19 protein-coding genes and 1 pseudogene are annotated in these 21,333 nt (G+C 60.2%); 5 read left to right on the top strand and 15 right to left on the bottom strand.

From position 1 onward, the window contains the following. Positions 1 to 186 precede the first annotated feature (186 nt). From ACPF7Z_RS17585 to ACPF7Z_RS17555, 7 genes and pseudogenes are all read right to left on the bottom strand, one after another. Entirely contained in the window at positions 187 to 939 is a 753-nt protein-coding gene (locus ACPF7Z_RS17585) for an MBL fold metallo-hydrolase (RefSeq protein ID WP_425194541.1), read from the bottom strand. Positions 940 to 1,065: 126 nt separating this feature from the next. Beyond that, complete coding sequence (locus ACPF7Z_RS17580) at positions 1,066 to 2,847, bottom strand: monovalent cation:proton antiporter-2 (CPA2) family protein (RefSeq protein ID WP_425194540.1); 1,782 nt, start codon at positions 2,845 to 2,847, stop codon at positions 1,066 to 1,068. Positions 2,848 to 2,901: 54 nt separating this feature from the next. Next, positions 2,902 to 3,864 (bottom strand): pirin family protein, encoded by a 963-nt coding sequence (locus tag ACPF7Z_RS17575; protein WP_425194539.1) that lies wholly within the window; start codon positions 3,862 to 3,864, stop codon positions 2,902 to 2,904. Positions 3,865 to 3,956: 92 nt separating this feature from the next. Continuing rightward, entirely contained in the window at positions 3,957 to 4,916 is a 960-nt protein-coding gene (locus ACPF7Z_RS17570) for a DUF5996 family protein (protein WP_425194538.1), read from the bottom strand. A 92-nt stretch (positions 4,917 to 5,008) separates the two neighbouring features. Further along, a pseudogene (locus tag ACPF7Z_RS17565) lies at positions 5,009 to 5,254 on the bottom strand (pirin family protein); the annotation flags it as partial. A gap of 26 nt (positions 5,255 to 5,280) precedes the next feature. After that, entirely contained in the window at positions 5,281 to 7,146 is a 1,866-nt protein-coding gene (locus ACPF7Z_RS17560; RefSeq protein ID WP_425194537.1) for an amidohydrolase, read from the bottom strand. After that, a complete protein-coding gene (locus ACPF7Z_RS17555; protein ID WP_425194536.1) occupies positions 7,143 to 7,586 on the bottom strand; it encodes an antibiotic biosynthesis monooxygenase in 444 nt (147 codons plus the stop codon). Before ACPF7Z_RS17555 ends, ACPF7Z_RS17560 begins: the two co-directional genes overlap by 4 nt. 137 nt (positions 7,587 to 7,723) lie before the next feature. Between ACPF7Z_RS17555 and ACPF7Z_RS17550 the strand changes: the two genes are divergently transcribed. Both ACPF7Z_RS17550 and ACPF7Z_RS17545 read left to right on the top strand, forming a co-directional pair. Next, a complete protein-coding gene (locus ACPF7Z_RS17550) occupies positions 7,724 to 8,305 on the top strand; it encodes a TetR/AcrR family transcriptional regulator (RefSeq protein WP_425194535.1) in 582 nt (193 codons plus the stop codon). A 183-nt stretch (positions 8,306 to 8,488) separates the two neighbouring features. Then, positions 8,489 to 8,875 (top strand): winged helix-turn-helix transcriptional regulator, encoded by a 387-nt coding sequence (locus ACPF7Z_RS17545; protein WP_425194534.1) that lies wholly within the window; start codon positions 8,489 to 8,491, stop codon positions 8,873 to 8,875. A gap of 52 nt (positions 8,876 to 8,927) precedes the next feature. Here ACPF7Z_RS17545 and ACPF7Z_RS17540 read toward each other — a convergent pair whose 3' ends face one another. The 4 genes from ACPF7Z_RS17540 to ACPF7Z_RS17525 form a co-directional block, all read right to left on the bottom strand. After that, a complete protein-coding gene (locus ACPF7Z_RS17540; protein ID WP_425194533.1) occupies positions 8,928 to 9,344 on the bottom strand; it encodes a DoxX family membrane protein in 417 nt (138 codons plus the stop codon). A gap of 77 nt (positions 9,345 to 9,421) precedes the next feature. Further along, positions 9,422 to 9,592 (bottom strand): DUF1428 family protein, encoded by a 171-nt coding sequence (locus ACPF7Z_RS17535; RefSeq protein WP_425194532.1) that lies wholly within the window; start codon positions 9,590 to 9,592, stop codon positions 9,422 to 9,424. Positions 9,593 to 9,834: 242 nt separating this feature from the next. Continuing rightward, the gene (locus ACPF7Z_RS17530) at positions 9,835 to 10,530 is read right to left on the bottom strand and encodes a VIT1/CCC1 transporter family protein (RefSeq protein WP_425194562.1); all 696 of its coding nucleotides are present in this window, start codon (positions 10,528 to 10,530) and stop codon (positions 9,835 to 9,837) included. Positions 10,531 to 10,539: 9 nt separating this feature from the next. Next, entirely contained in the window at positions 10,540 to 11,619 is a 1,080-nt protein-coding gene (locus ACPF7Z_RS17525; RefSeq protein ID WP_425194531.1) for a metallophosphoesterase family protein, read from the bottom strand. A 303-nt stretch (positions 11,620 to 11,922) separates the two neighbouring features. On the opposite strand from ACPF7Z_RS17525, the gene ACPF7Z_RS17520 reads away from it, so the two are divergent. Together ACPF7Z_RS17520 and ACPF7Z_RS17515 are read left to right on the top strand one after the other, a co-directional pair. Next, the gene (locus tag ACPF7Z_RS17520) at positions 11,923 to 12,606 is read left to right on the top strand and encodes a phosphatase PAP2 family protein (RefSeq protein ID WP_425194530.1); all 684 of its coding nucleotides are present in this window, start codon (positions 11,923 to 11,925) and stop codon (positions 12,604 to 12,606) included. Then, positions 12,603 to 14,255: a phosphoethanolamine transferase gene (locus ACPF7Z_RS17515; protein ID WP_425194529.1), complete on the top strand. Its 1,653-nt coding sequence runs from the start codon at positions 12,603 to 12,605 to the stop codon at positions 14,253 to 14,255. Before ACPF7Z_RS17520 ends, ACPF7Z_RS17515 begins: the two co-directional genes overlap by 4 nt. Positions 14,256 to 14,277: 22 nt before the next feature. Here the strand turns inward: ACPF7Z_RS17515 and ACPF7Z_RS17510 are convergent, their stop codons facing one another. The 3 genes from ACPF7Z_RS17510 to ACPF7Z_RS17500 all read right to left on the bottom strand — a co-directional run bounded on the left by ACPF7Z_RS17510 (position 14,278) and on the right by ACPF7Z_RS17500 (position 20,126). Further along, positions 14,278 to 17,475 (bottom strand): efflux RND transporter permease subunit, encoded by a 3,198-nt coding sequence (locus tag ACPF7Z_RS17510; RefSeq protein ID WP_425194528.1) that lies wholly within the window; start codon positions 17,473 to 17,475, stop codon positions 14,278 to 14,280. Continuing rightward, the gene (locus ACPF7Z_RS17505) at positions 17,475 to 18,563 is read right to left on the bottom strand and encodes an efflux RND transporter periplasmic adaptor subunit (RefSeq protein WP_425194527.1); all 1,089 of its coding nucleotides are present in this window, start codon (positions 18,561 to 18,563) and stop codon (positions 17,475 to 17,477) included. Before ACPF7Z_RS17505 ends, ACPF7Z_RS17510 begins: the two co-directional genes overlap by 1 nt. 168 nt (positions 18,564 to 18,731) lie before the next feature. Further along, positions 18,732 to 20,126 (bottom strand): bifunctional enoyl-CoA hydratase/phosphate acetyltransferase, encoded by a 1,395-nt coding sequence (locus ACPF7Z_RS17500; RefSeq protein WP_425194526.1) that lies wholly within the window; start codon positions 20,124 to 20,126, stop codon positions 18,732 to 18,734. 154 nt (positions 20,127 to 20,280) lie between these two features. Here ACPF7Z_RS17500 and ACPF7Z_RS17495 point away from each other — a divergent pair, with 154 nt between their 5' ends. After that, positions 20,281 to 20,574 (top strand): cupin domain-containing protein, encoded by a 294-nt coding sequence (locus ACPF7Z_RS17495; protein WP_425194525.1) that lies wholly within the window; start codon positions 20,281 to 20,283, stop codon positions 20,572 to 20,574. A gap of 31 nt (positions 20,575 to 20,605) precedes the next feature. Here ACPF7Z_RS17495 and ACPF7Z_RS17490 read toward each other — a convergent pair whose 3' ends face one another. Beyond that, positions 20,606 to 20,947, bottom strand: a complete 342-nt coding sequence (locus tag ACPF7Z_RS17490) for a hypothetical protein (protein WP_425194524.1) — start codon at positions 20,945 to 20,947, stop codon at positions 20,606 to 20,608. Between the last annotated feature and the right edge of the window lie 386 nt (positions 20,948 to 21,333).

Raw genomic sequence — 21,333 nt, 5'->3', positions numbered from 1 at the left:
GAAAGTACAAGCGCTGCGTGAATGAACGCTGGGTATTTTCACGGCCGGCATCAGCAAACAGCCAACAGGGTCGGTGTTGACTCATGCACGGTGCCGCAGGAGTGTTCGTTGCAGCACATATCGGCAATAGCCCTGATCCTCTTGCCCGGATTCGTGTGGCGCCTGCCCTGCACTCTGATCATCAAATCACTCTGGATACCATTCCCTCAGGCGCACATCGATGTCGGGATTCTGCTCGTTCACCAGTGTCTTGAAATGCTGCACATCCTGGCCACGGTAATGGTACGGGTAGACCACTGCCGGGGCGAAATCCAGCACTGCATCCGCGGCCTGCTCGACATCCATCGTGTAGGGCAGATTCATACACACGAACGCCATGTCGATATTCTCGAGTGCGCGCATCTCGTCGATGCTCTCGGTATCACCGGAAATATACACCCGCTTGTCGCCCAGGGTGAGCAGGTAGCCATTGCCGAACCCCCTGGGGTGACGAGGATCGTCATCTTCGGGCAGGTTGTACATGGGCATGGCATGAATTCGCATGCCCTCGAGCTCGACAGCGTCGCCGTTGGCCAGGACGCGCTGGGCCTCGCCGTAGGAATTACCGATCTCGTCGGCCACCGACTGGGGCATGATCACGGTGGCACCCGAGGTGTCGATCGCGTCCAGCGTCTCGGTACTCAAGTGATCGCCGTGCGGGTGCGTAATCAGGATCAGGTCCGCAGTGCCGATACGCTGATAGGGTTCTGCAGTCCCGGTTGGGTCGACATAGATCGTCTGGTCGTTCCACTGCAGTACCAGGCTGCCATGCTCGATGGGAAACAGTGACACGGGGCCCTGAGCGGTCTGAATGGCTGCGCTGTCATTAGTTTGCGCCTGCAACGTGGCGCTGGAGAGACTCAAAAGCACTGCCGAAAGAACAGGAAGGATCATCTTCATTGCACTCACCGATGGCTGGGTATTGTCATGGCTTGCATACGACAAGAAGCCTTGCTCATCTCTGCAGTGTAGACAGCAATCGTTGGAGAAATCCGGAAGTCGCATGCTATTTTATGGCAAGCACCACTATCGCCGCCGCGCCTTTGTCAAAGGTTCGGGCAAGATACGTTCGAGTGCGGCCTGGCGATCGGGAGCACCGCGCGCTGTGATCGTCTGACTTTCCAGCAACGCCTGATCACGAGAACGCACGCGTTCGACGATTTCCATGGCGTCGGTTTCACAATAGCCGAGCGCGGTGAGTGCGTGGGTACCGACGCAAAAGGCGGCATCAATCGTTTCCCGCACCGCACTCTTCACGTCCATATTGATGAGCTTGATCGCGTGAATGCGATCGTAGGCGCGAGCCAGTATGTTCAGGTGATTGAAATCCCGCTGCACCAGCTCAACGATTTGGTCGCACGTATCCGGTTCGTCGACGCACACGATGACCAGCCGAGCCTCCATCGCACCGGCCGCCTGGAGCACATCGCGTCGCGTGCCGTCGCCGAAGTGCACGCGAGAGCCGAAGCGACTCGCCTCGTGTACACGTTCGGCATCGTTGTCGATGATGGTGACGGAGAGGCGCTCCGCCAATAGCGGTTGAGCAACGATCTGACCGAAGCGGCCAAACCCAACGATCAGCACACTGCCGCCCGCATCGCTGAAATCCTCATCAATGGACTGGGACTTGGGCGCTTTGAAGAGCCATCTATCGACACGGTCAAGCAGTGACGAAACCGCCATCGACAGGGTAACGATGGCGACCAGGATCGAGGCCGTTTCGGCATCGAACAGCGCGGCGGATGCCGCCGCCGAGAACAGCACGAAGCCGAATTCGCCGTGTTGGGCGAGCGCCAGCGCCGTGCGTGCCGAGGTCTCCTGGCTTGATCGAAATAACCGCGAGACGCCATAGATCGTAACCCCCTTCAGGGTCATGAACAGTGCCACCGCGACAAGAATCAGCAACCAATTATCGATCACACTAGTTAGATCAAGAGACAGGCCGACCGCGATAAAGAACAGCCCCAGGAACAGGCCGCGAAACGGCTCGATATCGGCCTCGACCTCATGTCGATAGGGCGACTCCGCCAGCATGACGCCGGCGATGAACGCCCCCATGGCGTAGGACATGCCGGCTAGATCCATGAGCAGCGCCGCGGCGATGACCACTCCCAATGCGCTAGCCGTCATGATCTCAGGCATTCGGGTGCGGGCCAGTATGCGGAACATGGGCTCGAGTGCAAAACGACCAACCGCGATCAGTAACCCGATGGCCAGAATTCCGATACCGACAGCCAGAAGGTTATGGCCAAGACTCATCTCTTCGCCAGTAGGGGAAAGCAGCTGCACCAGCAGCAATAGAGGAACAATCGCCAGATCCTCAAACAGCAGAACCGAGAACGAGGCCTGGCCATACTGGCTCCCCCGCTCACCCTTCTCATCAAGCACTTGAACCACCAAGGCCGTCGACGAGAGCGCCAGGCCAAGGCCGATGATCAGACTGGCCTGCCAGCTCAGCCCAAACAAAAGCGGTGCGATGGCCAACACCACACCGCAGGCGAGAACCTTGGCGAGTCCTCGACCGAAGATCGTGCCACGCATTTCCCACAGTCGCGCCGGCCTGAACTCGAGACCGATCACGAACAAAAACAGCACAATGCCGAATTCAGCGAAATGCAGTAGCTCCTCGGGATGCTCGGAGACACTAAGCGGCAACACAAGAGACGCCGCGATACCGGCTACCAGATAACCGATGATCGATCCCAGTCCAAACCGGCGGAACAGCGGCACGAAGATACAAGCCAGCACAATCAGCCCGAGGGCTTCCCAGAAACGCAGCTCCAGGGCGGTGGGATCGAAACTCGGCAAGTGCGGCTCCTCGGGACTCGACTATTGTTTAGCTATCCATTAACTATTACGTGATCATGGATAGTGAACCCCACCCTCGGCGCGTTTGGGCCGGCCCTTGTTCTCGGGCAGCGGGATGAACTCCTCCTCATCACCCGGCACCGTGTCGAAGCGCCCTTTCGCCCACTCCTCCTTCGCCTGTTCGATTCGCTCGGGCCGCGAGGAGACGAAGTTCCACCAGATGTAACGCGGTCCACCCATGGGTTCACCGCCGAAGAGCATGAACAATGCATCCGTCTTGGCAATGACCGTGATGGCATCGCCGGGCCGCAATATGACCAGTTGTGCCGGCTTGAAGGCAGTGCCCGCCACCTCGATTTCGCCGCGTATCGTGTAGAGGGCGCGCTCCTCGTGGGTCGGCTCGATCTGCACCCGAGCGCCGGCATCGAGCTGCAGTTCGGCATACAGCGTCTCGGAGGCAGTGATCAGCGGCGATTGCACACCGAAGGCACTCCCCGCGATCAGCCGGGTCCGCATGCCGTCCGCCTCGACCACGGGCAGCGCGTCAGCGCCATGGTGAATGAAGTCGGGCTCACCCTCCTCCTGATCCACCGGCAACGCCATCCAGGTCTGCAGGCCGAAGAGGTGTTGCCCGGTCCGACGCCGATCTGTTGAGGTGCGTTCGGAATGCACGATACCGCGCCCGGCACGCATCCAGTTCACCGCGCCGGGGGCGATGGTCTGCTCGGTGCCCAGCGAGTCGCGGTGCAGGATCTCGCCCTCGAGAAGATAGGTGACGGTGGCGAGGTTGATATGCGGGTGCGGGCGGACCTCGATGCCCTGATCGGCCCCGAATTGGGCGGGGCCCATCTGATCGAAGAAGATGAACGGGCCGACCATCTGTCGCTTCAGCGACGGCAGCGCGCGCCGCACCTCCATCTCGCCGAGATCCACCGCCCGCGGCACGATGAGCATCTCGATGGCCTCGGTCGAGGCGCGATCGCCGGGAATGGGATCGGGACACGGCGTCCAGCTCATGGCTATTTCCCCCTGACAGGCGACACATCATTGATGCGGCATCGGAGTGCGAGGCCGCTCGGCTATCATGACATCTTTCACAACGTCTCTGGCTAGTTCGGCCGAACCGCCCGCGGTACACGGGGCACGCCGAGATCACATTCGAGCGCCCCTCGATCCCAGCCGCCCGTGTCGGCCGCCGCCGCATAGGTCGATTGCAGGAACTGCATCAGATCGGCTTGTGGATCGGCCGCGCTGCGCACCGCCGCATACGGCAGCAGGAATTCACCCAGGGTGTCATCGAAACGCGCAGCCGCCGGCAGGACCGACTGATTCTTGAAGTCCTCTGGCACAGGATAGGCGTAAGCATAGAACATCGCCTCGTCGATACCGCCACCGCCGGGCCAGAAGCCGGCCGAGGAGACTTCATGGCTATAGGCTTCGCGGGTCACCGCATCCGGCAGATTGGGAAAGCCGCCCGGATGCAGGGATGCCCGGCGACCGGAAAAGCGCGTGACGGCCAGATCGAAGGAGCCCCAGAACAGATGCACCGGGCTGACCTTGCCGAGGAAAGCGGTACGAAAATGCGCAAAGACGCGCTCGATACCGGTCAGCGCCTGATGAAAGCCCTGCACCGCTTCGGCGTCATAGGGCCGAACGTCGGTATCCTTGGCAAAGGGTACGGGGTCGACCACCTCGTTGGGGCGGCCATCGATGTCGAAATGGCCACCCAATGCCGTGACCACTTGGGCGGTACGCTCCAGGAATTGCGCGGTGCTCATCGCCTCCAAGGCAAAACGGCGGTGCTCCCCGCCCTCCGCCTCGGCAAGCAGGCAATGGTCGCAAAAGTCGAAGGTCAGCGTGATGGTGCGCGCGCCATCCGGCACCGGCCCGGTCGTCAGGCCACGCGGCGTCACGTAGAGCGTGGCGTGCCAGGAGTGATTGACCCACGGCGTATGCGCCAGCCGGTACTTGCCGACGATCTGCGACCACAGATGCAGCGCAGTACAGCTCTCGCGCCAGGCGGTGTAGGGAATGTCCGGCCAGGCGGTGGACGCGTTCGCTTGTATCATCACCATGTTCTCCGTCAGGCCAGATCGAAGAGCAGCACCTCGCCGTGCAGGTCCGTGTCGAGTTCGATCCTGGGTTCCTTCATGATCGCCGCGCCGTCGCCCATGCTGTCGCGATGCTCGAGAGCCCCCTCGAGCACATAGGTGATGATCTCCATGTCCGCATGACTGTGGCCAGGGAACCCCGCGCCAGGCGTGACACGGTCGTCATTGATGACGCGCAAGGCGCCAAAGCCCATGTGATTCGGGTCGTGGTAGTCACCGAAGGAGAAGGTATGTTGGCTATCCAGCCAGCCGATTTGCGTCTTGCCCCGGGTGTAGCGGTCTCGGACGATGATCATGGTAGTGCCCCCGCCTTTGTCGGTGGTCATTCATTGGCGTAGCCGCCGAAACGAGAAACCGGTGACCACTCGGGGCTCACCTTAGGTAGCTCCGGCGCCAGGTCGGCGAAGGGCCCCGCACCGTGCACGATATTGCCGCCAGTAACGGTGAGCACGCTCTCGATCTCGGTGATCTCCTCTTCCGGCACGGCGAGGTAATCCGCGCTCAGCACCGCCAGATCCGCGAACTGACCCGGTGCAAGCCGTCCCTTGAGCGCCTCTTCGCCGGAAAACCAGGCGCTGCCGACCGTGTAGAGCGACAGCGCTTCCTCACGACTCAACCGGTGGCGTTCAGCACGGGTTTCGGTGCCACCTACGGTCTTGCCGGTCACCAGCCAGTGCAGCGCTATCCAAGGATTATAGCTGGCCACACGCGTCGCATCGGTGCCCGCGCCAACTGGAATGCCAAGCTCGATCATGTCGCGGATCGGTGGCGCCCGAGCGGCGAGGTCCTGGCCATAGCGCTCGATGAAATACTCCCCGGCATAGGCCATACGCGCCTGGATGGCGACTCCGCCACCGAGGGCCGCAATCCGGCGTAGGTTCTCGACGCTCACCGTTTCGGCGTGCTCGATGGCCCAGCGCACGCCGGCGAATCCCGGTCGACCGGCCTCGCGCTCGGCCGCATGGGCCGCCTCGAACACGTCCAGGATGTGGCCGACGGATTCATCGTAGGTGGCATGAATGCGGATCGGCCAGCGCGCCCGCAACAGGTGCCGAGTGACCGCCATCAGCTCCTGGCGCCAGCCCTCGCGGGTGGTGATATCCGGCATCTCCGCCGTGAAGTTCTCGAAGTCGCCGGCCGCCCAGACGAGGAATTCGCCGCCACCCTCGACGACGAAGCCGTGCGCCAGCGTCTCGGCCAGATTGACATTGACCGCCCAGTTCTCGGTCCAGGTCTTGAAGTCCTCGAGTTCCTCACCCGGGCGTTGCGGGAACAGATAGTTCGAGACGCGCAGCGGCATGGCGCCCTCATCGGCCAGGCGCTGCGAGCCGACATAGTCCGTCGGGAACAGATGCCCGCCACCGCCGGCGTCGACGGCACTGGTGACACCAAAGCGATTGAGCTCGCGATAGAATTGCCGGGTGGAGTTGACCTGATCGGCTTCCGACAGGCCGGGCAAGGCGCCGATGGTCTGATAGAGTATGGTCGGGTTAGGCTCGGCGTGCAGGATGGCGCCCCCATCGGCGGTGATCTCGTAGCGCCCACCCGCCGGAGCCTCGCTCTCCGCGGTAATACCCAGCGCCTCGACACCCGCCCGATTGAGAAACCCCCGACTATAGAGGAAGAGCACGAAGACCGGCGTGTTGGGTGCCGCTTGGGTCAGCTCCGCCGGGGTCGGCATGCGCCGCTCCTCGAACTGGAAAGGCGACCAACCGCCGATGACGCGCACCCATTGGCCATCCGGGGTGTGCGCGGCCTGTTCCGCGACCATCTCGACCGCTCGTGCGAGATTGGACACACCGTCCCAGCGCAGCTCCGTATTATAGAAGCGGCCACCCCGTACCACGTGGGAATGACTGTCGTTGAGGCCGGGGATCACCATCCGCCCAGCAAGGTCGATGACCCGAGTGTCTTCACCCCGCTGCGCGAGAATGGTATCGCTATTCCCGGTGGCGACGATGATGCCCTCATCGATCGCGACCGCTTCGGCGCGGGGCCGCAGCGGATCGAGGGTAACCAGATCGCCGTTGTGCAGGATGAGGTCGACCTCAGCCTCTATCTCGCCGGACTGGGCGAGACTTGGCCCACTCACGGCAAGCGAGGCGATGGCCGTGACAAATATCGCAACACATCGGCTCGTTCGAGCATGCGGGCGCGAGTAGACCCTAGGGGGCAGCGTGTAGCTCATGGCCTCCTCTCCTCTTTTGCGACGTGTACAGAGAGCACGTCATAGGGATGGAAGTCCGGATTCGCGATGGTAAAAGCCTGCATCATCGCGGGCGCGCCGCCGCCCTGTATGGCTTCTACGGCGGCATCGACCGAGGCTTGATCCTTCCATTGGGCGTAAACCACGACATACTCGTTGTCGTGACTCTTGTGAACGGTGGCATTGATAAAGCCAGGCAAATGACTCACCGAGTCTTCGAGCCCTTTTTGAATGGCGGTGGCGACCTCGTCTTGCGTTCCCGAGGTGGGGGTAAAGACATTGATCATGGTGAGATAATCCGGATCAGCTCGCAGGACGGGGGCAGCCGTACTATTCACCTCCTGCGAGAAAACCGGAATGGTCATCGTGGCGGCGATCAAACCGACAAGAGTCGTACGACGAACAGCAGCGAAATTAAGCATGGCAATGACCTCAATATGAATTTGATGGTATCGCCTGATGGTTCGCCAATGGCGCCCAGCACGATTGCAATCAGCGGCCAAACAGGTTATGTAGTGATTGATACATATATCCTCAATCTGAGTCAATGGATTTTGTAGTGAGCGATACAAATAAAGTTAAAACTGCTGGCCGTCCACGCAAATTTTCGGTGAACGAGGGCATTGCCAAGGCGATGGCTCTTTTCCATGCGCGTGGCTATGACGATGTCGGCGTCGCGGAGCTGAGCAGCACGATCGGTATCACCGCGACCAGCCTCTATGCGGCCTACGGTAGCAAGCTGGGCCTTTTTGAACGTGCTTTGGCGAACTACGTCGAATGTAGTGGCACCTTCGTCGGCGAGGCCCTGTCTCGCGCCGGCTCTGCCGAGGAATTGTTGCGTAAGCTGCTGCGCGGTGCGGCAACCGCCTATACCGAATACCCCGGCCGATCTGGCTGCATGGTGCTCGACGGTGAGTTGATGACCAGCGACACTCGGGCTTCTAACCTGATCCGGGAGAATGTTGTCCGGGTCAGGTCGGCGATCGCCGATCGATTGCGAGCGCTCGGAGTGACCGACGCAGAGCGTAAAGCAGATATCGCCATCCTGCTGATGCGAGGTATCTCGGCAAGCGCACGCACGGGATCGTCGCGGGAAAGCTTGCTGGACGCTGCCGATCGGATGGCGCATTTGGCAACCTGACAGACTTCTGCGCAAGACCAGGCCCTCCCTAGTGGCCAAGGCATTGTCGGTAATACAACCCATCGGCGAGGGCGCTATTCACCGCCTGATTCGCAAACCAAGCGTCGTAGGACGAACATAGCCTGAGCGAAACGTAGTTACCTAATGGTGACTGACGCCGCATTCACAAGAGAGTGAAGAGACATGCGAGACGACCCCCACAGTGGCCGCCAAGCGCCTGGGGCTCAGGCGAAACAGGGGCTACCCGCGAACTGCCCGGCCGACAAGTTACTGCGCCTGCTCTGGGGCGAGTGGACCGTGCATATTCTTTGGGTCCTGGGGGAAACGGGGCCGCAGCGTTTCGTCGGGCTGCGAGACCTTCTCGATGGCGTCTCGGCGAAGGTATTGACCGAGCGGCTACGGCGTATGGAAGGCGACGGCCTGATCTGGCGCGACCAGAAGAAGAGCGTGCCGCCGAAGGTCACCTATGGCCTGACCGAGGATGGCATGGAACTGCACAAGGAACTCATGCACTTCGAGCCCCTGGCCGAGCAATGGTATGGCGCAGCGGACAGGCCCAGGCGCTATTGATGCCTGAATCAAGGGTTGAGTTCGGCGCCCTCAAGACACATGCCCAGGTCTTTCACACTCCCTTGCCTGCCAACCCATGATCCCAATGCCGCAACAGGAACAGGGCGATGAAGGCACCCAATACCGGTACCCCGGCGATGAACAGATGGTTCGTCGAGTTGCCCCAGGGGTCGAGCAACAGTCGCCAAGAGACGATCACGCTGACGGCATGCAGCCCGAGCGCCGCGCCGTAGGCAATCGTCTTGAAGCGCCCGATAAACAGGCAGATCGCGATGGCTATCTCGACCGCACCGAACAGATAGCCGAGCGGCTCCGATACATTCAGGCCATAGAAGTACCCCCAGATGGCCGTCGTGTTCTGAGGCACGACGAATTTCTCGACGCCCCATTGCAACAGGAACACCCCGAGGGTGATGCGCAGTACCAGTAATGCGCGTGACACGGTCTGGATCGTCAGTTCATCTTTCATGAGCGCCTCCACGGAGCAGTTGGACACCAGTGATTATTGGTCGCCCACAGCGCCACACCCTTTCACTATTCCTGGAGTTATTTGCCCAGCTCGGCTAGCCGCCGTTCGAGGAACTGCTGCTCCCATTGTTGCTGAGTCAGGCTCAGGGCACGCTGGTAGGCGCCTCGCGCCTCCTCCACCATCTGCCGATAGGCGTCAAGATTGTCCTTCGGAACGGGGACCACGAAGCCACCAACGTACTTGCCCATGTTGGGTCTCCTTCCAGTATTGACCGACATCGTCGCGACTGTGCGTTTCAAACCGCGCGTTCGATCGCTGACGTAGAGTGGGCGTTTGGCGGAGGCCGAGCAGCTGTTCGCTGCGTGCTCGACCCCGCCGGCCCCAGTACCGACTTCACCCATCTTCATGTCGATGATGCTGACGCGATGATGGATAGCGCCGTCAAGGCGGTCTATCTCTCAACGCATGCCAGTCTTCCAGCCAAGGCTGTTCATACCACGGCCCCGAACAGCTTTCCCACCCCAGCGGTGAGCGCCATGGCGAGTGCTCCCCAGAAGGTCACGCGAGTGGCGCCGACCAGGATGCTGGCACCCCCTGCGCGTGCCGCCAGGCTCCCCAAGAGGGCCAGAAACACCAGCGAGCTTCCCGCGGTGGCGACCATGAGGAATCGCGGTGCCATGATCAGCGCCGTCAATAGAGGCAGGGCGGCCCCCACCGCAAAGGCGGCGGCCGACGCTAATGCCGCTTGAAGGGGCCGCGCGGCATACACCTCTGAAAGACCCAGTTCGTCCCGGGCGTGCGCCGCCAGCGGATCGTTTTCCATGAGTTGTTCGGCCACCTGGTCGGCAAGGGAGGCGTCCAACCCTCGTTTGACGTAGATGCCCGCCAGCTCGCGGCGCTCGAACTCGGGATGGGCTTTGAGCTCGAGCCGCTCACGATGCAGATCGGCCTTCTCCGTATCGGCTTGCGAGCTGACCGAGACATACTCGCCTGCTGCCATCGACATGGCACCCGCCACCAGTCCCGCAACACCCGCTATCAGCACGTTTCCCTGCGTGGCACCCGAGGCGGCAACCCCCATGACCAAGCTCGCCGTGGAGACGATGCCATCATTAGCCCCCAAAACCGCTGCACGTAGCCAGCCGCTTCTTTGTGAAAAGTGTCCTTCGTGGTGAGTTCTCAATATATCGACTCCTCACAGACGCGGATTACAAGCCCCTTTACCGCTATCGAGCGCATTGCCCGTTTGCGCAGACAGAAACTGCCAGTTGTATTCATTCTCGGACAGTGTGAGCTTCAGCATACCGTAGGTATCACCGATCAGGCGCTCAGAAAACGCCGCCGGTTCTCTTGAATCATCAGTAGGCGTACCCCCGGTGCCGACTACAAAGGTCACGATGCCATCGTCTGGATCGACCTGACCCTGCGCATCGAGTGGTCGGGTTCGTTCATAAAAATGGTTGTGGCCGTTCAACACCAGCGTTGCCCGCTGACGATAGAGAAGATCGAACAGCCGACGGGCATCTTCACTGTCGTCGCGTTCTTTTGTAGAGAAGGCTGGTTTATGAAAGAAAGCAAGCACACAGGAAGCGTCAGAATTGGTCAATTGCGCCTCAAGCCAGCGTGCCTGATCGGAGTCCTCATCGGCCGATACTTCGCTGTTGAGGGACAGCAGGAGCCAGTCGTTCATGCGCTTTGCATAGTAGCCGCGTCGCTCAGGCCCTGCCTGGACGCCCCAATAATCGTAGTAGGCGTAGGCGTTGAGAGAATGATATTCATGATTGCCGGGCGTGGGATAGGTGCGATCCTTGAAGTGCCCCCAATAGGTGTCGTAACAGAGCCTGAAATCAGCGGGTGCACCGTCAGGATAGGCAAGATCGCCGAGGGCCAGGACCGGTACGCCGGGATAGTCATCGACTAGTTCTGCGGTCTGGTTAGCACCAGCGTCCTTCAAGGGTTCGGCGGCGGCATTGCCAAACGTATACTCGAGATTCCTTATGGTTTTATCAAAGCCCTCTTGAGGCTGACACCGCGCGATATCTCCGGCAGCCAGCAGCACGGAATCCTTATCCCCTGCGTCGTTTCTCGCCGTAACGACCTGATCGCCGGAATCGGCAGAGGCTGCTCCGATCTGGCGTGATTCGACGGCGAGCCACGACGCCACCATGGAAAATATCTGGCCATGGGTGGCCTGGATCGTGATAAGCCCCGCCAAGACCAGGATAGCCGTCACCCCGCCGACGATCTTGAAACGCCTACTCGAGCACTTGGTCACGCTCTACCCTCCCTATGGACATGAATAAGAAGCGACCGGTGCTTCACTATCTCCTTCGTTTCTTAAACTGCCCTTAAGAAAATATCGGAAAACCAGCTTTAAAACGCCTCTCTATTTTTCTTTCGACACCCCTCACAGCTTAAGTATTCGTTAAGTATTGATCGTCATAATGCCTCATTAACTGAAATTAAATTGCTTTTTATTTTAGCCTTAATTAATCGAAATTAATGGAAATGGAGCGGCCTTAATTTGAGCATTAAACGGCTCTGCCAGCTGCTAATTCTGGCCTGGATCAGCTTCTTTATGCTGCTGTTTATCTTTCATTTGCACAACGTGGATTTCGCCGTCGCCGATTGGCTTTATCGATGGGAAGGCAGCGCCTGGACGCTGAAGCATCATCTCATCACCGAGGCGATACTGCATGACGGTGGTCGTGTCGAGAGTCAGACGATGGGAGCCATTGCAATCGCAGGACTCATCATCAGCACGGCATGGCCCTCGCTGCGCACATGGCGTCGCCCATTGGCTTATCTGGTACTCAGCGTACTGCTCTCGACGTTGAGTATTTCGACACTCAAGCAGCTGGTGAGCATGGACTGCCCGTGGGATCTCGCCCGTTACGGCGGCGACTTACCCTTCATCGGTTTGTTCGAGAGCCGCCCTGCAAATTTACCGGATACCGCCTGCTTCCCCGCCGGTCATGCCAGTGCCGGGTACGCCTGGCTCGCCTTGTATTTCTTCTTCGGCGCTATGCTGCCCCGGTGGCGTTGGTTGGGGCTGGCCATCGGACTGGCGATGGGCGTGGCATTCGGTGTCGGCCAGCAACTACGCGGTGCCCACTTCCTTTCCCATGATATCTGGACGCTGATGATCTGCTGGACGATCAGCCTGCTGCTGGCCCACCTCCTACTACGGTCGCCAACTCGTGCCGACACTCGATCTGACTCCCCAGCTGTACCAAGTCCCACTGCGAGCAACTCCCCATGACATTCCGGTTTTCCCGACTCAAGGGCATCCTGTCTGGCGTATGGCATTATCGGCCCCGGATGGAGCCGGAGCGCCTCACTCTGGTGACGGTGCTGGCCTTCACCCTGCTCTACAACTTTCCCTTCTGGAAAGGCGCGCTCAGCGGACATGATCTGATGGCACCTGGTACCTGGGTGCTGGCCACGGGTTACGCGGTGGTGCTGACCAGCCTGCAGTATGTGGTCTTCCTGCTGTTCGTGAGCCGTTGGACGGTCAAGCCGTTACTGGCGCTGCTGATCCTGGTGGCCGCCGCGGTGAGTTACTTCACCAGTCACTATGGCACCTATTTCGACACCACCATGCTGACCAACGTATTGCAGACGGATGCCCAGGAAGCCGGCGAGCTGCTGACCGGTGGATTCCTCCTGCATATGGCAGCCTTCGCGGTGCTGCCGATTCTGTTGCTCTACCGAGTCCATATTCCGGCGGTTTCCTGGCGGCGCGCCCTACTGCGTCGCACGAGCTACCTTTCGCTCAGCACCACCGTGCTGGTCGCCTCGGTATTCCTGACCTACCAGCATCTGTCGCCATTGATGCGTAACCAACCCGAGCTGCGCTATCTGGTGACGCCAGGAAATTACATCGTATCGATGGAGCGCGTACTGGCCGCCAGCGATCAGGTAGCGTCACAAGAGCGGCTGCCGCTCGAAAACGACGCCTCGATCAACGAGCATCCAGGCCAGCAGCCCGCCTTGCTGGTCATCGTGGTCGGCGAAACCGTGCGTGCAGCCAACTGGGGCCTGAACGGGTATTCACGCCAGACGACCCCCGAGCTGGCCCGGCGCGATGTGATCAACTACTCGGACGTTGCCTCCTGCGGTACCAGCACTGCCGTCTCGGTACCCTGCATGTTCTCGCCGCTGGGACATGAAGATTACGACGCGTCCTACATCAAGCGTCACGAATCCCTGCTCGATGTCTTGAAGCACGCCGGCATCGACGTGACCTGGGTGGACAACCAATCCGGGTGCAAGGGGGTCTGCGACGGCGTCGCCTCCACTTCGATCGCCGCCAAGGATTATCCCGCCTTGTGCGACAGCGGGCGCTGCTTCGATGGGGCCTTGGCGGAAGAATTGAAACAACGCGTCGAGCAGAGCACGGGGGATACGGTGATCGTGCTGCATGAGCTGGGCAACCACGGCCCTAGTTACTATCAGCGCTATCCCGACGCGTTTCGTCAGTTCACGCCGACCTGCGACAGCGCCGACTTGAGCCAATGCGACCAGCAGGCGATCGTCAACAGCTACGACAATGCCATCCTTTACAACGACCAGGTGCTCAGCGACATGATCGACTTCCTCGGCCAGCAGCAACGCTTCGCCGCCTCGCTGATCTATCTTTCCGATCACGGCGAGTCGCTGGGTGAAAACGGGGTGTATCTGCATGGCCTGCCCTACATCATCGCCCCGGACGAGCAGACCCAGGTGCCCATGATCTGGTGGCTATCCGACGAGATCCAACGCCGCACAGGGATCGACCCCGCGTGCCTGAAGGCGGATGCCGACCGCCCCCACAGTCAGGCCAATCTGTTCCACACCGCGCTGGGGATGCTGGATGTTGCGACGACGGTTTATAACCCGGCGCTGGATATCAGCCGATCATGCCGATAACGCAATCCGCGAAGGAAGGCATCTACCCGGTTCGGTTTCCACTCGAGCCCTCCTCCGCCTTGATCGCTGCTTTCCTCTCGCCCATACCCTCGCCTATCGACAGCACGAACACCGTCAGGGCCGGCAGGAACGTCAGTGTCACGACGGCAGCGCCGACCAGGCCGAACAAGACGATCGCGCCCACGCCGCGATACAGTTCGGTGCCTTCACCGGGCAGAAACACCAGCGGCGAGAGGCCGCAAAGGGTCGTCAGGGTGGTCATCGCAATCGGTCGCAGGCGAGTTTCAACAGCGCGACTGACTGCGTCGATGGCACCAACCCCCTTCTCCCTCAGGTTTCGGCGGGCCTGATCAACGACCAGAATCGGGTTGTTGACCACCGTTCCCAGCAGGATCAGAAACCCGAGCATGGTGATCATGTCGAACGGCTGCCGCAGTGGCTGCAATCCGATGAGCGGCAGCAGACCGCCTACCAGATTCATGGCCGCAAGCCCGACAATGCCCCCGGCGATGCCCAATGGAATCGCGGTCATGATCAACAGCGGGTACCCCCAGTGGGCAAAGATCGCGACCAGCAGCAGGTACACGATCGACAACGCAATCAGGAAGTTGCCGGTCAAGGCGTCGCGAGTGGCATTGAGCTGGTCGCTGGCACCGGAAATCGTGACATTGATCACCGATGGCAGCGCGCCGCTGTCCCTGAGCGCCATCACCAATTCGCTCCTGACCCGCTCGACCCCAGCTTCCAGCGCCACGTCTGCTGGCGGAATGATATTCAGTGTCACCGTCCGGCGGCCATCGATTCGCCTGACCGTGCTGGTGTCCACCGTTTCCTCGATGGCCGCGATGCTTGAAAGCGGCAGGGTGGCACCCTGGGGCGTGTGCAGCAGCATGCCCGAGAGCCTTGCCAGATCAGGCTCTCCGCCTGCGCTGCCGTAGAGATAGATGTCGATCTTGTCGTCGTCACGGAAGAAGTCGTCCACGTAGGCACCCTCCGTCAAGGACGACACCGTAAAGCCGACCGCTTCGGTATCCAGCCCCAGCTCCGCGATCCGGTCCCAGTCGGGCCGCACCTGTATCAGGGGTTGCGCCAAGGTCAGGGAGCTTGGCTCGGTCTGGATGCGCGGATCGTCGAAAATTTCCTCGGCCCGGCGATAAGCGGCCTCCGCCGCCTGATAGATAGTGGCCAGATCCGCACCGGAGATGTCCAGGTTGATGCTGCGCGTACCCCCGTCATTGCTGGAAATGATAGAACCCTTGGCGGCAAACGCCCGCATGCCGGGGAAACGCTCGTAGTAAGCGGTGAGCGCATCCATCAGGGCTTCGATGTGGGTCGGATCCAGCGTTTCGGAGATCACCCGGATGCCGCTGGGCTCTACCTGCATGTTGAAGTAGGCCATTGGCGGGATGTCGGTTTCACCAGCTTCATAGGCGGAGCCATCGGCTTGCACATGGGGGAGAAAATGGGCCTCCACCAATCGGGAAATCCGCACCATTTCATCGAGATTGTATCCCGGCGGCGCGTTCATGCTGGCGAAGGTCTTGGGCTCTTCACCCTCCGGAAGATATTCCGCGGGTGGCGTCAACAGCAGGATGATCAGGGTGCTGAGCACCAGGGTGATCAGCAGGGTTGCACTTCGACGCAGAGGCCGTTCGATCAGCCAGCGAATCTTGTTCGACAAGGCCTTCACCCAACCACTGGATGCTTCCTGCCCGCCGCTGCAGGTCTCGTCGGAACCAAAATCGAGTCTGGCGCTGAGGGTTGGAATCAGGGTCACCGCCACCAGCATGGACGCCATGATCGCCGCGGAAATGGCGATGGCCACATCGGAGTAGAGCTGCCCGGCTTCTTCCTCGATGAACAGGATCGGCAAGAACACCAGCACCGTGGTCATCGTCGAGGCGAGCACCGCAGGCCAGACTTCCTGCACCCCTTTCAGTGCCGACTCGAAGCGATCCAGGCCGCGTCGTCGCTGACGTTCGATGTTCTCCAGCACCACGATGCTGTTGTCCACCGTCATGCCGATGGCGAAGGCGATGCCCGCCAGGGAGATGACGTTGATGGTACGGCCGGTCATCAGCAGGCCCAGGAAGGCCGCGATGGTACACAGGGGGATGCCTATCACGCCCACCAAGGTGGCCCGGGAGGAGCGCAGGAACAGGTACATCACCAGGGTCGCGAACACCGCCCCGATGCCCAGGTTGGTCCAGACATTGGCAATGGACGCTTCCACATAGCGGGCGTCATCCGAATTCAGCGCCAGCACCAACCCCGCGGGCTCGAGCAGTTCTTCGTTGATCAGCGCCACTTCCTCCATCATCGCCCGCTTGATATCGATGACGTTGGAGCCGCTTTCACGACGCACCTGGAGACCCAGCACTCGCTGGCCGTCGACGATGGATACCTCGCGGATACGGGCGTGGTCCTGCTCGATCCTGGCCACTTCGCCAAGACGCGTGACACTGTCGCCGCGACGGGTCACCACCAGTTGCTGCAACGCCTCGATGTCGTCGAAGCGGCCGACGGTGCGCAGCAGATAGCGGCGCTTGCCGGAATCCACTTCGCCGCCGGAAATGTCCTGGTTGCGCTGCAAGATGGCGTCCCGCAGGTCTATAAGACTCACGCCACGCTGAGCCAGTCGGCGCTCGTCCACGATGATCTGTAGCTGACGATCGGCGCCGCCACCGACGGAGACTTCCGACACTCCGGGGACGCTCTCCATTCTGGGGCGTACCTGATCCTCGACAAAATCCTTCATCCGGTCGATGTCGAGCTCCCGGGGGTTGCCCTCCAGTGTCGACACCCGAAAGTACATGAAAGCATTGGATGAAAAAGAGGCCGCGACGATGCGGGGTTCATCGACGTTGCGCGGGTAATCCGAGACCTGGCTGAGGGCATTGTTCACCTGAATCAGGGTCTCGGTAATGTCGACGCCGAAGGGAAATTCCAGCTCGATTTCCGAGGAGCCGCTGATGGCAGTGGCGGACATTCGATTCAGATTGGGCACATTGCGCAGATAGCGCTCCTGCTCCACCAGGATTTCCTTTTCGATATCCTGGGGGGTCGCGCCGGGCCACTGGGTTTCCACCGTGATGGTGCGTACTTCGAGATCGGGGATCATCTGCACGGGAATGCGCAGCGCCGCTGCCGCGCCCAGGATGGCAATGATCAGGGTCACCACGGCGACCAAGGTGCCGTGTCGAATGATGGCGGCGAGCATCAACGCTCTCCCTGACTGGCAACGTGAACCGTCATGCCCTGGTTCAACGCCTCATTGCCCTTGGAGACCACCCAGAGGCCGGCTTCCAGACCTTCCGTCACCACCACTCGGTCCCGGTAGGCACTACCCAGCCTGATGCGTTTTTCCTCGACCCGGTATTGCTCGTCATCAATGGGCTCGGCGATCCAGACCGTCACCCGGCCATCCGGATAACGGTTGATGGCATCTCTCGGTACGGAGAGGCCCTCGCGGCCGCTAGGGACTCGCAGAAGCGCCGTCAGCGCCATGCCCGGCAATACCTCGAGCCGATCCGGCTTGATGGCGCGCAACAGGAAGGTGCGCGCTTGCGAGTCACTGATCGGCACCAGCACATCGATATCGACCGATACGCTATCGCTGCTGCCGACCTCCTCGACACTGACCTGGACCTTGCCCGACTCGGCGATCAGGCTGTAAAGGCTCTGCGGCACCGGGAAATCAAGACGCAGATTGCTGAGGTCCACCAGTTCCATCAGCGGATCACCCGGTGTCACCCATTCGCCCAGGTCGATATGGCGCGCCTGGATGACGCCCTCGTAGGGCGCCGTGATGCGGTGGCGACGCACTACGCCCGCCTGGCGCTGCTGCTCTGCCTGCAAGCGAAGCAACGCGGCATCTGCGGCCGCCACCTCACTCTCCCGCGCACTCACTTCGGTGGCGGCGATGTTCCTGCCAGGCCCGACTGAACGCGCTTCATTCAACCGGCGCCGGGCCTCCGCAAGCCGGGCTGCGGCTTCCTGCCGCTCGGCCCGGGCAGAATCCAGCGTAAAACCGGCGAGTTCATCGTCCAGTTCTACCAGCACATCGCCTCGGGCCACCCGATCACCGGGCTGAGCGTTGACCACATCGACCAGGCCTTCGACCGAGGCTGACAGCTGCGAGCTCCGCAAGGCGGTGACGGTGCCATTCAGGGTGACTTCTTCGAACACCTCCGACCGCTCGACCTCCGCCAGCTGCACACCCGGACCTTCCTGCACAGCACCAGATGTCGCGGATGCGCTCAGCGCGACGGCCAATACCCAACAACGCCATTGATTGGGATGGTTCACGTCGTCTCCCTGAAAACCGGCTCATAGGGGTTGTCACAGCGGCGCTGTGCAGCTGTCGTTATAATAGCCGGTGAACCTGAGACCCGAGTTATCAGGATCGGTTTCGCCCACGAGTTGGAGCCGGTTGGTCATCCGGACCCAGAGCATCAAACTCAACGAAAGGCGGTTCTAGCCCATCGCATGCGAGGAACGCCGCACGAAAAGCTGAACGATGGCCGCAGAGGCAAGCCGGCTAAGGGTATTGTCGGCGCGGCTGGTCAACATGATGGGCACCCGGGCGCCCAGCACAACCCCCGCCGCATCCGCACCCGCAAGATAGATGAGCTGTTTGGCGATCATATTGCCTGCCTCGAGATCCGGCGCAACGAGGATGTCCGCATCCCCTGCCACCGGCGAACTGAGGCCCTTGGTCTTGACCGCCTCTGGAGAGACCGCATTGTCGAAGGCAAGCGGACCATCGATAATACCGCCACTGATCTGACCGCGATCCGCCATCTTGCACAGTGCCGCCGCCTCGACCGTCGAATTGATCTTGGGCGTCACCGTCTCTACTGCCGATAACAGCGCCACCTTGGGCAGGTCAATACCCAGCGCATGGGCAAGATTGATAGCGTTCTGCACGATATCGCGCTTGTCGTCGAGGGTCGGATAGATGTTGATCGCCGCATCGGTGATGAATAGCGGTTTGGGATAATGAGGCACATCAAGTGCATAGACATGACTCAGGCGCCGCTCGGTCCTGATACCATGAGCGCTGTTGACGACCGCTGCCAACAACTCATCGGTATGCAGCTTGCCCTTCATCAAGGCCTCGACTTTGGCCTGCCGAACCAGGCTGACCGCCATTTCTGCGGCGGCGTGGCTGTGCGGCGTGTCAACGATCTCGATCCCGTCAAGATCACACTCGGCCTCTACAGCAGCCGCTTCGATCTTGGCACGGGGTCCAACGAGTATCGGGATGATCAATCCCTGGCTTGACGCCTCGAGTGCACCGGACAGTGATAATGCATCACAAGGATGCACGATAGCCGTCCGCACCGGCTCGAGATCCTTTGTTGCATCAATGAGCGCCTTGTAGCGGGCCCCTGGCTCGTGTAAATACACTCGTGGTAATGACACTTTAGGCCTGCGTACCTTCTTGGTCGGCGCAATCACCTCCGCCTCGCCCAGGATCACTGTTTCGCCGGCCTGATTGACACATTCGCAATCCAGGATCACCCGCTTTTTCTCGGGATGTTTCTCGCGCACGGTAACGCGCACCGTCAAGGTATCTCCAATCCCGACCGGACGACGAAAGCTCAAGGACTGATTGAGATAGAGGGTGCCGGGACCAGGTAACTCCGTGCCGAGTACTGCAGAGATCAGCGCGCCGCCCCACATGCCTTGCCCGATCACCCGTTGAAAACGACCGGATTGCGCGAATTCCTCGTCCAGGTGAGCGGGATTGACGTCCCCGGACATGATCGCGAAGAGCTCGATATCCTCGCGCCTGAGCGTGCGTACGAGCTGTGCCGACTGACCGATCTCGATCTCGTCGAAGGTGGTGTTCTCGATATGGTGCATGCTGGCTCCCTGTCGTTTCCGCCGAAATCCTATCGGCAAGCCCGATGAACGGTCATGTCCTCGAGGCTACCCCTTTAGACCAGCCTAACAAAAAGCGATAACGTCTTGTGCGACACTGAAGCGTTTCGTAATTCAGGAATACAAGGAGCACGACATGACAACCCAACGACCCAGCGCCACCCCCACGGTACAACTGGACAACGACCACGTGATCGTGACGCGCTGGGACTTCCCACCCGGCGGAGAAACCGGCTGGCATAGGCATGAATACGACTATGTCGTGGTGCCCCTGGCGGATGGCGTCCTGAACCTCGAAACCTCGGAAGGTCCCAAGGAAGCGATCCTGTCCGCGGGCGTGTCTTACACCCGTTCGGCGGGCACCGAACACAACGTCATCAATGGGGGAGAAGAGGCATTTGCCTTTGTGGAGATCGAGCTGAAAGCGTAACTCTGACGACTCGAAGCTTGAAGCGAAAGAATTACTCCCTGCGCAGGCAGTATTGGATGAGTGCCTGACGCAGGCTTTGACGGGTACCCAAGAACAGCATGCCCAGAATACGGCGATCTGCTTCTTCCAGCCGATATATCGCTCGTAGCTGAAGTTGGGCATTCACATAGTCATGATAACGGGTCAAACCAAGATCAGCGGCTTCCTCACACAGAGGAACTCTTTCGAGATGACTGGACACCCGAGACTCGAAATCATCGAGAAAGGCCTCGAGCATGTCTTTGGCGGCTTCCTGCCCAATGTGGCGGGTCAGATAATTGAAATGATCATGAAGCTGGTTTTCAAATGTCTGAGTATACTCAATTTTACTCACGATCACTGTCGCTGCTTCCCAGATTCCGCAAACCATTTCGCAATCCAGCCGACGATACCGTTCTGTCTGCAGCAACGTCTCAAGACAGCGGAGCGAAACGATATAGCCAAATGGACAAGAACTACTGTAACGAATACCCCGACATCATTGTTAGCTTCCTACCTCTCAATGATTGTCAAAAGGGAGTTAGATAGGAAAATTGCGCTAGCGGCTAATGGTATTTGTACTGCGGCACCTACCAAAAAAATGACACGCATGGTCCAGAAGCCTAGCCCGGATATTGCATCGGGCATGAAAAAAGCGGCTGAAAATCGGTTATAATTCAAGCTCCTACACCAGAATCAACCGCATCAGCCGCCATGACAAAATGTACCATGCCCACCGCC

The sequence above is a fragment of the Halomonas sp. GXIMD04776 genome, assembly GCF_049808615.1.
Lineage (GTDB): Bacteria > Pseudomonadota > Gammaproteobacteria > Pseudomonadales > Halomonadaceae > Modicisalibacter.
This window is presented reverse-complemented; position numbering and strand designations above follow the sequence as displayed.

What these genes read in the sequence shown, in the direction of transcription:
- ACPF7Z_RS17545 (WP_425194534.1), top strand. Translation starts at nt 8,489, where the DNA reads ATGCGAGACGACCCCCACAGTGGCCGCCAAGCGCCTGGGGCTCAGGCG.
- ACPF7Z_RS17510 (WP_425194528.1), bottom strand. Translation starts at nt 17,475, where the DNA reads ATGCTCGCCGCCATCATTCGACACGGCACCTTGGTCGCCGTGGTGACC.
- ACPF7Z_RS17495 (WP_425194525.1), top strand. Translation starts at nt 20,281, where the DNA reads ATGACAACCCAACGACCCAGCGCCACCCCCACGGTACAACTGGACAAC.
- ACPF7Z_RS17575 (WP_425194539.1), bottom strand. Translation starts at nt 3,864, where the DNA reads ATGAGCTGGACGCCGTGTCCCGATCCCATTCCCGGCGATCGCGCCTCG.
- ACPF7Z_RS17515 (WP_425194529.1), top strand. Translation starts at nt 12,603, where the DNA reads ATGACATTCCGGTTTTCCCGACTCAAGGGCATCCTGTCTGGCGTATGG.
- ACPF7Z_RS17570 (WP_425194538.1), bottom strand. Translation starts at nt 4,916, where the DNA reads ATGATACAAGCGAACGCGTCCACCGCCTGGCCGGACATTCCCTACACC.
- ACPF7Z_RS17520 (WP_425194530.1), top strand. Translation starts at nt 11,923, where the DNA reads ATGCTGCTGTTTATCTTTCATTTGCACAACGTGGATTTCGCCGTCGCC.
- ACPF7Z_RS17560 (WP_425194537.1), bottom strand. Translation starts at nt 7,146, where the DNA reads ATGAGCTACACGCTGCCCCCTAGGGTCTACTCGCGCCCGCATGCTCGA.
- ACPF7Z_RS17535 (WP_425194532.1), bottom strand. Translation starts at nt 9,592, where the DNA reads ATGGGCAAGTACGTTGGTGGCTTCGTGGTCCCCGTTCCGAAGGACAAT.
- ACPF7Z_RS17585 (WP_425194541.1), bottom strand. Translation starts at nt 939, where the DNA reads ATGAAGATGATCCTTCCTGTTCTTTCGGCAGTGCTTTTGAGTCTCTCC.
- ACPF7Z_RS17555 (WP_425194536.1), bottom strand. Translation starts at nt 7,586, where the DNA reads ATGCTTAATTTCGCTGCTGTTCGTCGTACGACTCTTGTCGGTTTGATC.
- ACPF7Z_RS17500 (WP_425194526.1), bottom strand. Translation starts at nt 20,126, where the DNA reads ATGCACCATATCGAGAACACCACCTTCGACGAGATCGAGATCGGTCAG.
- ACPF7Z_RS17540 (WP_425194533.1), bottom strand. Translation starts at nt 9,344, where the DNA reads ATGAAAGATGAACTGACGATCCAGACCGTGTCACGCGCATTACTGGTA.